The organism is Citrobacter sp. BDA59-3 (assembly GCF_015167655.1).
Lineage (GTDB): Bacteria > Pseudomonadota > Gammaproteobacteria > Enterobacterales > Enterobacteriaceae > Phytobacter > Phytobacter diazotrophicus.
In genome coordinates this window covers 2357422-2370618 of sequence record NZ_CP063427.1, presented here as the reverse complement: position 1 = coordinate 2370618, position 13197 = coordinate 2357422, and the positions used below count along the sequence as shown (strand labels likewise).

The following is a 13197-nucleotide window of genomic DNA, read 5'->3' as shown; positions in this document are numbered from 1 at the left end:
GGCTGGCTCATTAAAAATCACCAATTCAATTGATGTTCTATACCTTATTTTATTCCGGATAACAATATTAACATATTAAAATTTTAATCAAAATCAAGATATATAATATTTCACCACTCGAGCCTAAACATCGAAGAATAGAACATTTATATATTATTCATGCAAAATATCACCCAGTTTGTCCGCCCAAATCTGCAACCACTTCTTACACTCTGCATCATACTTGTAGAGGTTATAAATCCCTTCAACACCACCTTTCGTATGCCCCAAAATCGCCTCTGCCACTTCGTTAGGACATTGCAGCCGTGATAGTCCAGTACGCACTGTCCGCCGTAAATCATGTGGCGTCCAGCTCGGTATATCTAACATCTGGCCGGATTCACGTAAGCGCCACGCATTCTCCGTCAGATACTTTTGCTGGATTGGTCGTCTCGTTCGTGTAGACGGAAAAAGGTAGGTGTCCGAGTTGAGGCGGAGCACTTTTAGGAAATCTATAGCCTGTGTCGATAGCTGAACGTAACGTTCCACGCCTGTTTTCGTCTCTCTCAGGTGTATCGTACCTTTATCCAGATCAACATCTTTCCACGCCATGTTGCAAACTTCACCGGTACGGCAACCTGTCCATAAGGTCAGACGAAGCACGTTTTTGATTGTCGGTGAAAAAGCAGAGCCCGGCAGCCACTGGAGAAACTTTTTCAGCTCAGCTTCACTCAGCACACGCGTACCACGATTATTGGTAAGTTTGATTCGAGTCTGACGGAGGCTGGACTTTGCCAACAGCGCGGGATTAGCAAAGCTGGCATCAAAACGTCCCAAACCGATAGCGAACTCATAGGCCAATGAGAGCTCCCGTAGAACGTTACCGGCTTGTACTTTTGCTCCTCTGGCAACAATGCCATTGATAAGCGTAATCACGTCATTGCGTGTTATTTCAGCGGCATTTCGATCGCCCAGCTTATCTACCGCATCGGCATACAGTGTTCTGCGCACTTCATCCTGCCCTTTCTTCTTCCGGGCCCCCGGAATGATTTTGCCATCCTTAGTTTTGCGGTCCTCAATGCGCTCAGTCAGGTAGAGCTCAACTAATCCCTGCACAGTTAATTCAGGTACTTTGGCCTGTTCAGCATCGATTGCACGAAGTTGTTTTTCCTGCTTGAGTTCTGATGCAGGGCACCGACCTTCCTGACGGAGGAGCTTTAATTCGTTGAGTTTAAGACGTGCAGCGGCGAGAGAAGTCTGCGGAAAGTTGCCAATTTTGACCCGAGCAAGTTTTCCTGTCACAGGACTCGTGTAGCGGTAGAAATAAGACTTAATACCTGCCGCACCACAGAAGAAACGTAAACCACGAATTTCGCTAATATCAGCCTTATCTTTGTCACCAGACCTCACCATTTCTCTCGTTTTAAACAACAGCGGCCTTCCCTCTGGTTTTCCTCCCTCACAGACTCCGTTATCATGCAATCTGCGCATTTATGAAATGCCCCAGCATTCATGAAAATCAATGAGACGTGAAACTCAATGAGAACAACAAACATCACTAACTCATTAAAATTTAAGAAAATGGACATCATAAACTGATGAGTACACTAGAGAATTTCGACGCCCACACCCCAATGATGCATTGGTGTTTTATTATTGATTAACATAGATATTTATTGAAATTTAATTAAAACCTACAATTCAACCTATAGTATATGCAAACAGTGCATACGAGATATCCATAGTTTTCGGGATCTTTATTCATGGCGCATCGCCAGATACTTACAAGCCCTATAAGAACCCCCTTCCCACTTAATGCCCTACAAAAAATCTTTCTGTGTACAGCATGTAAGCTCTACGAACGTCTGCTGGGTGCCAGAAGCGGACGTTGATGTTGGATGAAAATTAGGCCAGAAGTTTTTTCTCTGGCCTTGGCGATCAGTTTGACAAGGCGAAATCGATAGCCTTACGGATAGTCACTACCTGTGCCCTGACACATTCTTCCAGAGAGGTTTCTGCACTGTCGGGGTAAACTTCAGTGGTTGTGGTGAAGGGGGCTCCGGTGATCGTGGCACATAAATGATATGCACCGTTGTCGTACTCAATCACGCCCGGGCTCACTACTGGAAAACCAAGCATGTTCCCCTCATGGTCAGCTGGGGCGATATGTGTAACCTTCTCCACAGCGTCAATAATTGCACGCTGGAAGTCGAGCCTTGAATTCTGTCTGTCGCTGACGAGGTAAAATCCATCCGGGATAGATTCTGGTTCGTAAAGTTGACCATCTCTTGCCGCGAGCGCCGGGCTGAACTCACTTTCATCTGTATCTGTCGTTTCATGTAAATCGACATGAACCAGAAATCGCCCTTTTATCCCGGAAACGAGCTGCATTAAGCTTGTCGATTCTTCTGCGCTGCCTTGGGCGAAAAATTGCCTGTTAGGATCGACGGCATTGTAATTCCAGCGGGCCACACGTTCATACGCCCACGGGCTGACGCAGGGTACAACAAGCAAGTTTAATTTCCCCGCATACTCTTCCTGACAATCGCACAAAAATTCCAGAGCGCCAAGAACACCACTTGTTTCATACCCATGAACACCGCCGGTAATAAGGGCAACAGGGAGCGTCTGATCCCAGTCCTGTGACTTTGCCGCCATCAGAGGATAGAAATCATCACCATATTGCAACTCGCCATACTGAACGATGTCATAGCGCTTAATAAGCGCCTGAAGCACGTCGAGGACATCATTTTTATAGCTTTTGACACGCGTCTGTCTTTGTTGCCATATCTGCTTTTCTGTCCCGGTCCAGGGCTTGCCTGGGGTACCGATCGGGTAAAATTGTTGAATTGTCATACTTCCCTCTGAAGAATTAAAAATTTCAGCGGCCGCGGGCTGGCAACAGGACCGATAACAGGGAAGCGCTGATGATTAGCATTGCTCCCGCGATGGTCTGACCGTCGGGCCTCTGATTTAAGAACAGCCAGGCGAGTATCAGCGCATAAACAGGTTCAAGAACAATCATCATTGACACCGTGCGCGCCTGTAACCTCTGTAGCCCCCAGGTGAGCATCCAGTATGCGAGTCCAGTACATAAAAAGCCCAGAATGCCAATGCTGACAATATCATGACCGTTACTGTAATACAGGTCCGTCGTACCACCGGGCAGGGTTGTAATTAAACATCCGGCGCACTGCCACCAGGAAGACTGAGTTGCCGAGGCCCGAACAGGTATATACCGGTTAAAGATAATAATAAGTGCATTGCTGAAACCAGCAGCGAGAGACCACAGCAACCCATTCATGGCATCTGCATATCTGGTGTTCACCGGCGCTAATATATACACGCCGGCCACAATCATTGTCATCAGCACCATATCCAAATATGCCAGCTTTTTATTTGCCAGAGCAGACTCAATGATAATGACAAAGGCCGGGAACGTTGCAAACCCGAGCGTACCGATCGCGACTCCTCCTTCCCTGACGCCCATAAAAAAACAGAACCAGTGTCCGGCTAACAGCGCACCATTCAGCATCAGTTTGCTTTTGTCACGCCAGGGGACCGTAGGACGAACGTTGTCTGACAGGCAGAGCAGGCCACTCAGGAGGACAAGAGCAAACAGACTTCTTCCAAATACAACCGCAGTAATCTCACTCTGGACATGCTCACCAATAAGGGCGGACAACCCAAACAAAAGGGTACATAGCTGGATGGCAAGATATGCCCTGATATTATGCATCTGTCACCTCACAAAACGCTGAGGCGAATTTACCCATACAGGTGTTATCCGTAAAATGAATAATATACGGCAACAGGATTCGAATATCGGATAGGTAAAAATGAGCAACTCGCAACTCGAAATCAGCTGGTTAAAAACCTTTATCGTGGTGGCCCGGACGGGATCAATGACAGAAGCCATGTCGTCGCTCTGCCGCTCGCAATCCGCGATCAGCATGCACATCAAAAAAATCGAAGAGGCGCTTGAGCGTAAGGTTTTCAACCGCGAGGTGAGAAAACTCACCCTAACCCTGGCGGGCCAGGAGCTGTTAGTGCATGCCCAACGAATTCTGGGGGTGTATACAGAGGCCATGCAAAGCCTGGCAGGTTCGAATGTAAACGGCAAAATCAGCCTGGGGATCCCTGATGATTACGCCGTCCGGTATCTTCCGGATGTACTCAAAGCATTCGGGGAAAAATATCCGGCAATAGAAATCTCACTGTTCTGCGAACCCTCCCTGACTCTCATTCCCAAAATTGAATCTGGGATGCTTGATGTCGCCATTGTCACCCGGGATAAACCCGGACGCGGAGACTTTCTTTTCAGTGAACAACTGGTATGGACTGGAGCGGAAAACAGCATAATCAGAGAGGACCGGTGTCTGTCTGTAGCCGTTTACGAATATGGCAGTGAAGCCCGCAAAAAAGTGATGACCGCCCTTGAACAGCTACCTTACGGCTACAGGATCGCTTACAGCAGCCCCTATGTGGCAGGCCAGATTGCAGCTGTTGAAAGTGGCATGGCCGTTGCTGTGCTGACACGGTGTAGCGTCCCGGAATCTTTAAAGATCATAAATTCAGAGCAATTACCGGCATTACCGTCACTGGAGGTTGTAGTTATTTCCCGCAATAACACAGCTAACTCCACGTTAAATGAGCTCCTGGTGAATGAGATCAAGCTTCAACTCAGTAGATAAGCGATGGACAAAAATATCCGCTTTTCGCTCAGTGCAGACCTTTAGCTCAGTTACTTGGCCCGCTGCGTGTCAGGAGCGGTCTTTGTTATAATTGTGCTCAAAATTTCGTTTAGCTTCCCTGATGATATCCAGGTAAGGTAAAGGCTTTACTGTAGAAAACGTGCAGAGAGCCGATCGCCGAAAAGCATGATGGCGAGACCGCCCAGCATGACCAGCATTCCTCCCAGCCTCAGCAACGAGACTGGCCGCCTTACCGCGGCCAGCAGGCCAAAATGGTCGATCACCTGTGATGAGAGTAGCTGTCCGACAATCGCCAGCCCGAGCAGGGCTGAAAAACCGATTTTTGGTGCGAGCACGACATAGCTGAATAATGCGCAGGCACCGATCAGTCCGCCCATCAGGCTCCATGCAGGCTGCGAAGGAATAGCTGCAAGGGATATGAATAGCCCTCCACGTAGCAGAGAGTAAATTCCGAGGCTGAACGCCCCGGCAGCAAAGGAAAACAACGCGGCGGTGACCGGATCCCCTCCGAGCCCTTTAGCAAGCTGACTGTTCAGTGTCGTCTGAAGGGTAATACCCAGACCTGCTGCAAAAGCTATCAAATAATAAATCGTGCTCATGTTGTTCACCTCTGTCAGTTTGCCTGGACCAGCGGCAGGAATTTTTCCACAAAGATGTCTGGCTTATACCCTGCTGCCGCAAAAAGGTGCTCGCGAGATTCATCAATGGCGGCGCGAAGGCGGTCGCTGTCGACACCCAGCACTTTGCCGTTCTGCTTAACGATGCGCCCGCCGATCATGACGGTATCAATGTTGCTGCGTTCCGTGGCATGTACCACCGTGCCGAAGGCGTTTCCGTTCGGATAGAGGTTTATGTCGCCGGCATTAATAAGGATCATGTCAGCCTGTTTGCCTGGCGTCAGGCTACCTACTTTGTTCTGCAGCCCTGCACAGTAGGCGCCGTCGACGGTCGCTGCCTTGAGAAGCTGCGCTGCCGGGAGCGTTGTTAGCGAATGGTCTGAGCCACAGCAGTGCTGCTTATGCATGCCCATAACACGCTGCAGGTAAAATGCCACGCGCATTTCCATAAACATGTCGGTGCTGTATGAGGTTTCATTGTCAACGCTTAAGCCAGGTTTGATGCCATGACGCAGCGCGGCCTCAATAGCGAACATCCCGCTTTCGATGCCATAGTGCGAATCAGAGCGCGGACAGACATTCACCCGGACACCGGCTTCCCTGAGAATTTTCCATCCCTCGTCCGGCAGCGCAGTGCAGTGATTGAAAATATTGTCCGGTCCCAGTAAGCCCTGCTGATGCAACGATTCAAGCTCGGCGCTCATTTCAGCCCCAAAGAATTCAGTGACAATGGGTAGCCCCAGTCGGCGGGCTTCAGTCCATAATTCCGGCTCCAGCTGTGCCATGACTGCGAGAGACACTAGGCTTTCAGGGTTATTCCGGAAATACTTCTCCTGCAGTCTTCGCCAATTACCCGGCCAGTGTGCTCTGTCCCATTCTCCTGATACCGGGGCACCGGAGGCATGAATGGCACGAATGCCTGAATCAAGCAGGGCCTCCACGGCAGCGTCCGAGTGTTCAGCTGTGCGGCTGTTGTGCGAATTATCAATGATGGTGGTGATACCTGCATCAATGGCACCGAGAGCAGTCAGCAGGTTACCGACATAAATATCAGACGGGCGATAGTATTTCGCAAACGAAAAGTGCGTGGCGTTGCTGTAGTCTTCCAGGCAGGTTGCATTCGGGTTGATGCGGCGCAGCTGTCCTTCCCATGAGTGGCGATGAGAATCGACCATGCCCGGCATAGCAATCATGTTCGTGGCATCAATGATATGGGCACCCTGTACGTCAAGATTCTTTCCCACCGCGGTAATGGTTGATCCGGTGATAAGAATATCACCGCGTTCAATGTTACCGATGCTCTCATCCATGCTCAGCACCGTTGCGCCACGAATCAAGGTCGCTGGCGGTGTTACAGTCTGGTTTTTAACAATATTTCTGATGTAATCGATCATTAACGTTGCCTCATTCCTGAATTATGGGGAAACGATACGTCATGACATTTAACCCAAAAAGATGCTTAAACTGTTTTCATAATTCATAATTTACGAATAATAAGATTCACGCTTTGCACGGAGCAGGACAATGGATCGGATACAGGCGATGCAGGTTTTTTTACGTGTAGCTGAGGCCGGAAGCTTTGTACGCGCAGCAGAAACACTGTCGCTACCTTCTTCCACCGTCACCAGCACGATTAAAAATCTGGAGAAATATCTGCAGGTGCGTCTGCTTAATCGGACGACAAGACGAGTGAGCCTCACCCCTGAAGGCCTGCAGTATCTTGCCCGGTGCCGGGAGATCTTGTCGTTAATTGAACACACTGAATCCAGCCTGACCGATTCTGTCAGGCGACCTCAGGGTCGGCTACGGGTGGATATGCCTGGTGGGATCGCCCAGTTCATCGTGATGCCAAATCTTAAAGACTTCTACCGGCTCTATCCGGATATCTATCTGATGATTGGCATAAGCGACCGGCAAGTTGACCTTGTACAAGAAGGCGTGGATTGTGTCATCAGAACCGGAGAATTAACTGACTCCACGCTGGTTGCCCGCCCGCTTGGACGGTTTCGCTGGGTAACCTGCGCCTCTCCGTGCTATCTCAGGGAATATGGTATCCCTGAGACGCCAGAAGCATTATCGGAGCATCGAGCGATCCATTACTTTTCCGCTTCGGGAAGACGAAAGAATGAACTGCGTTTTACGCGTGGTACTGAATCATTTTCCGTCCCCGTTAAAGGTGATGCGGCCGTTAACGAAACAGGGATTTATATCAAAATGTGTCTTGAAGGTTTCGGGCTTGCGCAGCTTGCTGAGAATATTGTGTCTGAACATCTGCAGAAGGGAACGCTGGTCGAGGTTCTGGTTGAATGGCAGCCGCCTTCAGTCCCGGTTACCTTGTTGTACCCACATCAACGCTTCCTTTCTCCCACGGTACGTGCATTTGCGGACTGGATAGCCGGAATCATTTAAATTTGCCGCTACGATGTGCGAACGTCTGCTTTTCGCTCAAAACGGACAGTCTTGCCAGCGCCAGAAGTATGCCATTCAAACCAGGAATCGGATCTCAGCTTACCTTCTTAATCTTTCTGATAAGTAGCCAGCTTAGATCCGGCTTTAACAGAAACCGGATCTGCGGTGGGGAAGTTAATGATTACTGCAATTATTATGACAATCCGACTGAATTGTTCACTGAGACGCAATAATGCATTTATAGCAATAATTCAAACTCAATCCTGCATTTAAAGGAGCAAAAAGGGTTGCAGCGCAAAGTCATTCTTCAGACTCACCATCGGAGTAATGGCGAGGCGGAGTGATGACAATTTTTTGAGCATCCCGTCCTGAACCCAGTTTAGGGGGGTGAATGAACCCTGCCTCACTGAGTAACTCAGCCAGTTCCCATAATTCCGGACTATGAGGTATTTTTCTGAACCGTTCCTGTGGTAGCAAACCATGATAATTCACATTGGCAAAACTGTTCAGCACCACTGTAACCATATTTTTATCTGCATCTCCGGAAGTCAGGCAAGCCCTAAGCAGCGGTAACCTCAGGGCATCCTCTAACGTCCAGCGGTTGAATTTAGCGAGGGTGTGCAAAGACATAATACGACTTTGCCCAAGAAGCGCCGGATCTTTATCTTTTAACCATCGCAACGCTCTCACCTTAGAATTATCGTTAATTCGATGATGATCGAATATCATACGAGCCAGCTCCACATCAAAATCGTTTTCGATATAAAAAATTTCGTCAGGATCTGAGGATAGCAGTGGAGGCCAATCGGCAATTAAATTGCTCAGCAGTGTATTCATCTTCATTGTGTTTTGCTTGTCACCACACAGAGCGGTATATAATCCAGTAAAAACGTCCAGTATTGGTGCAAGTTTATTTTCTGAATACAACACCTCAGCAGTACGCAGAGAAATTGTTTTGGGGACGTCAATGAAGCAAATTTTAAAGCAAGGAATTAGGAGTAACAGTGTTTTTTCATGGAGGTGCGGTGAGCAAATAAACTTCACAAGGAAGTTATTTATTCCATGAGAAGATGAAAAAATCATTTCTGATGGTTTTAAATTGGTATCGTTATCGTTTGCCCACTGAACAACTTCGCTACGATGGTCAATTTCATCGTCATGCAGTAATTGGACAAGGTTCGATATTGAAGGCAATACCCTGTCCTTATTAATTAGCATGCTGTATATATTTCTTTTTTTAATTTGATTATCTATATTTTGATTGTCAGTCCGGTTAGTGATTGTTTTTAGCGCATCGACCTGAAATTCCATCTCGTTGATCAACAGTTCAGTAGTGTCAAGAGAAATATTTTTTAAGCCAAGCAGTTCATGAACACGATTGGTCTCTTTAGATTTAATAAAAATCGAAGAAATAAACGCATTAATATTTTCATAAATTACCGTTTCCAGATGCGGAATATGTAGCGATTCAATCAGCATCAGGGGGCGACGTAAGAATTCCCCCTGACTTATGTTCGTATCCCGCGTTAAAGAGCGACAGATATTTTCTATATTTACATCACTGAAAGAAAAAAGTCCAAGACTGACTATGTTATGAAGACACTCTTTTTGCTCCTCATTATCGGCCAGAGGTATGTGCGGTAACTTAATATTCATTTGACGGATATTTTCAATAAAAAAATTGCTATATCCGTCAGGTAGACTATTGAGGATATTCACCTGAGTATTAATGAGTCTTTTTATATAATGAATATTACTCACTCTTATTAGTTGCCTGCCAGAATTTTGTACGCAGAATAAACAGGCCGTTATTTCGTGCACTATTGAAAGGTGGATATGCTCACAAAGCAGCGTGACCAGTTTCATCAGAATGTCTTCATGAGAAACAAAAAAGTTCAGATATCTTAGCCGTTGCTCTATTGACCAATCTTTCAGTGTCATTTCCAGCAGAAACAGACTTTTCCCTCCCTCGTCAAGGCCGAGTAAAAGCATAAGGTTTTGCCTTAGCGTAAGGGCATCGTTGTCAAGCAACCACGTTATCACAGCAGGATGCTGGGCATTATAGCGCTGTAAAACGCCCAGTTTTCTGAGGCGGTCAATAACGTTGTAAGTATTATCCAGATGGAAATGAAATGTTTTTTCCGGTTCACTACCAGCCATAACAGCCTTGAGAAAAGCATTATCATTTTCACTTAATCCTCCCGCCATAAAGATAGAACGATAGAACATATAATCTGTGGATAAATATCCATTTGAAAGCAGAAAGAAAATGAAACCATGTTGTTCATTATCACCGTGATCAAGAATTACCCCTGCTTCAGACTGGATTTTAATCCATTCAATAAATCGTGCATTCGTTAACCTGATGGAAATTTCAGACACTGTCTCAAAATAAATTTTCTCTTTAAGCGAATCCAGTGAGGAAAGCTTAGATTTAATTTTTTTTAAATCATCGTTGTTTTTAGCATCAACTATAGGACATCTTTCGTTATATTCACTTCTCAGGCGTTTTGTTTCATTGCCACTTGTCTTAAAGAAATACTGATTTTGATTTATAAGAACAGTATTGATCTCTCGTTCATTCAAAATGTTAAAAAAAACCTCCTCTTCTTCGATTGCCTCTTCCAGCGTTATTCGCCTGTCAGTCTGAAAGATCAGTAAATGCTTGTGGTTTTCGTTTATGTAAGGTTCAAGTAACTCTTTGCGGAGCGCCTTCCTTCCTTCATTTTTTTCTTTCTCAATTTTTTCAAGTAACTTTCTGGACTCTTCAATATCATTATCAGTCGATGCCAGTATGTCATTTTGAATATCACGATCTATATATTCTTTGATAAAATTATATAGAATTCCCTTTTTACTATCTATGCTATGATAATCCTCTGCGCAAAGATTTTTGTATGCTATCATGGCTAGAAGTTTTGTCAGATTTTCGCGATTATTAACAATATTCTGATAAAGGCGAAATTCATTCGTGATGTTATGCATCACCCGCATATTAGGAATGAATGTCGCGATACGGGCAATACATTCGCTTAACCCTTGTTCTTTGAGTTCTTCTTTTTTGAATTTTTTACTGAAATGATCGGAAGCATTCTGATTATCCATGACAGGAATCACTGGCATGACAAAATCGAAAAATTTCGTTCTGGATTCAACGGAGTTGAAAACTCCATCCCTGACAGCATAAATAAACTTTACGGGCTTCCGGTCGGAAAGACAATTATTGATTATCTGATTAATTTCCCGAAGCTTTATGAAAATCCGACCTGAATTAAAACGGTCAAGATCCTCGAATATCACCACATCATACCTTGTTGAGTCAAAAAAATAGACGATCTCATCAATGTAGATATTCAGTAATGAGGGAGATGATGGCCGTGTTGTAACTGCCCCTTTCAGGAGGTCCACTTTATCCAGACTTACTTTCCTATCAAATATGCCAATGCGATGCAACTGGCTTAGAAGCAATCCTAACGAGCCTGCCAAAGAGACCACCACTCCTGCCAGCCGTGCCGCAAAAGGACGTTCAAGGAGATAACGGCTAAATACTTCCGGCAAGGATAACTTTGCCGTGACGTAATGCGGGGCCAGGAAAAAAAGTGCTATCCCGGTCAGTAGCATGATCCCCGTGAGCAACGTTGCGGACTGCGCTATTTGCTCCACAGTAACACATGAGATACGATCAATACGTGAGTAGGGTAGCTCATGTTTTTTATTCTTGTAAAGGATCTGTTGCAGGATACTGTATTCAATAGATTTTTCGACGGAGCTTATAGTTTTCTTTTCTTCCTCTTTACTGCCCTCCGCGCTACTTGTGTTGGCATCATCCGCATAGTTCTGCATGTCAAAATCTGCAAGAGAAACGGTTAGCACTCGTAGTGCCCCGTCTTTAGCTTTACACCATGTTTTTATTACTGAACTTTTACCGGCACCATAGGGGCCTGTGACTGCAATGTTCCTGATGTCGCGTTGCTCATACGCAAAATTCAGCGCATCTATATAGCTTCTGGCCTTTTCAGGCTCCAGTTCTGTAGGGGTAAGCGCTTCATAGCCAAAAGAACACACTTCACCGCCGTCATTCTCTGCATGGTTAGGCATCAGCCACGGTGTAAACATTATCATTTAAATCAGTCCGTTTATTATTTTGGATAGTATTTCACCAATTGTTTTTAAGTTCTATCACAAGCCGAGCTGGACCTGTCTTACCTCAGGTTTTTATGGTTTCCGGCTTTTGGGGTTTTCGGATCTCAGGAGAAGAAGGAAGACATTGCTGCATAGAAAGTACTAATAGGTGAGAATTGTTGCTATATCTGGATTATTGTCTTTTTTGAAATAAATAGTGATTATTATTGCTATGAGTGAATAAGTCAGCCCGACGCCGAATCAGCGACTAAGCGGCACTCATCGTTTCATCCTGATCTGCCGTTCTGACCTGTGACATCGTGGCTGCCCCTGAATTCCGCTTTGTGCCAAGCGGACGTGATGCACCTCTGTTAGGATCACCAAATTTAATGAGCCACTACAACATTACGGATCGTTAGGCAAAATAACAAAAACATAGGCTCCATTTGGTTAGGATACTTATTAGTTTAACGATAGAATCTGAGGTCAACAATCTGTTTTTAATGGAGATTTAGAGTGTGGCAAAATTTTTCTTTAACGCAAAGTTATGGGGAGCGACCGCCTCAATTCCCGTAATGAAAATGCTTGCGGAGCAGGCAGAAGCAAATATATCCCGTGCGCTAAGTGATGTCGATAAGCCCGAGGCCATTGAGCCAGGAGAGTTTCCAGATGAAAAACATCATGAAGATGGACGGATTACAACGTTTCAACGCACATACTATACATGCGGATCATGCGTAGGGTATGATGAAAATGAAGTTAAATCTGAATACAAGCACCTGATAGCGCAACTTACTCGCCGCTCAGCCTTTCTAACCATATTTGGTCTGTTTGAACACCGTATGGTTGATTGCCTAGAACTTATGGATGACCTATCAGGTAAGGTTACTAATAAAATACACAAGACAGTTGAGGATTGCCATAAACGCCTCAAAGAGAATTTTGGCGGTGGAAACATTAAGGATATCGATCATCTATCAGTGATCAGAAATATTATGGCCCATAGCGATGGTATAGCAGATAACTATAAGATGCTTTCCTGTAAGCAAACCAAAAAAACTGACTCTGAAAAGCGACTCCTGCGAGCCATTCCTCGCGCTATAGCTGAGAACGCTGGCGTTTCAATTACTATTTTTAATAATGTACTGATGGATGAACGATTTCTGTTGTATGTCGTGGATGAATTTGAGCGCTATGTTGATGAGTTGAACACCGCGATCTTAACTTACCAAACGAAAATCAGTGAGAATCTTTAAGCAGTACCTGACAATTCTGCTTCTGCTGGCTGCAGTAATTTCGTGCGCTCAATCGGAAATAGCTATTAGGTGCGGGCAGGATTGATATTGTCCTAAAGA

General features: G+C 45.5%; 9 protein-coding genes. 3 read left to right on the top strand and 6 right to left on the bottom strand.

What is annotated here, in order from left to right; translation table 11 throughout:
• Window positions 1-153: 153 nt before the first annotated feature.
• The 3 genes from IP582_RS11115 to IP582_RS11105 all read right to left on the bottom strand — a co-directional run bounded on the left by IP582_RS11115 (window position 154) and on the right by IP582_RS11105 (window position 3718).
• Window positions 154-1470: a site-specific integrase gene (locus IP582_RS11115; RefSeq protein WP_193795983.1), complete on the bottom strand. Its 1317-nt coding sequence runs from the start codon at window positions 1468-1470 to the stop codon at window positions 154-156.
• A gap of 447 nt (window positions 1471-1917) precedes the next feature.
• A complete protein-coding gene (locus IP582_RS11110; protein WP_193795982.1) occupies window positions 1918-2835 on the bottom strand; it encodes a M14 family metallocarboxypeptidase in 918 nt (305 codons plus the stop codon).
• Between the two features lie 25 nt (window positions 2836-2860).
• Entirely contained in the window at window positions 2861-3718 is an 858-nt protein-coding gene (locus tag IP582_RS11105; protein WP_193795981.1) for a DMT family transporter, read from the bottom strand.
• Window positions 3719-3818: 100 nt separating this feature from the next.
• Between IP582_RS11105 and IP582_RS11100 the strand changes: the two genes are divergently transcribed.
• The gene (locus tag IP582_RS11100) at window positions 3819-4673 is read left to right on the top strand and encodes a LysR family transcriptional regulator (RefSeq protein WP_193795980.1); all 855 of its coding nucleotides are present in this window, start codon (window positions 3819-3821) and stop codon (window positions 4671-4673) included.
• 146 nt (window positions 4674-4819) lie between these two features.
• Here IP582_RS11100 and IP582_RS11095 read toward each other — a convergent pair whose 3' ends face one another.
• Entirely contained in the window at window positions 4820-5293 is a 474-nt protein-coding gene (locus IP582_RS11095; protein ID WP_193795979.1) for a DMT family transporter, read from the bottom strand.
• A gap of 14 nt (window positions 5294-5307) precedes the next feature.
• Window positions 5308-6705 (bottom strand): amidohydrolase family protein, encoded by a 1398-nt coding sequence (locus tag IP582_RS11090; protein WP_193795978.1) that lies wholly within the window; start codon window positions 6703-6705, stop codon window positions 5308-5310.
• Window positions 6706-6835: 130 nt separating this feature from the next.
• Between IP582_RS11090 and IP582_RS11085 the strand changes: the two genes are divergently transcribed.
• Window positions 6836-7720: a LysR family transcriptional regulator gene (locus IP582_RS11085; protein WP_193795977.1), complete on the top strand. Its 885-nt coding sequence runs from the start codon at window positions 6836-6838 to the stop codon at window positions 7718-7720.
• A gap of 300 nt (window positions 7721-8020) precedes the next feature.
• Here the strand turns inward: IP582_RS11085 and IP582_RS11080 are convergent, their stop codons facing one another.
• The gene (locus tag IP582_RS11080; RefSeq protein WP_193795976.1) at window positions 8021-11842 is read right to left on the bottom strand and encodes a hypothetical protein; all 3822 of its coding nucleotides are present in this window, start codon (window positions 11840-11842) and stop codon (window positions 8021-8023) included.
• Between the two features lie 518 nt (window positions 11843-12360).
• Here IP582_RS11080 and IP582_RS11075 point away from each other — a divergent pair.
• On the top strand, window positions 12361-13098 hold the full coding sequence (locus IP582_RS11075; RefSeq protein WP_193795975.1) for a hypothetical protein: 738 nt from the start codon (window positions 12361-12363) through the stop codon (window positions 13096-13098).
• Window positions 13099-13197 lie beyond the last annotated feature (99 nt).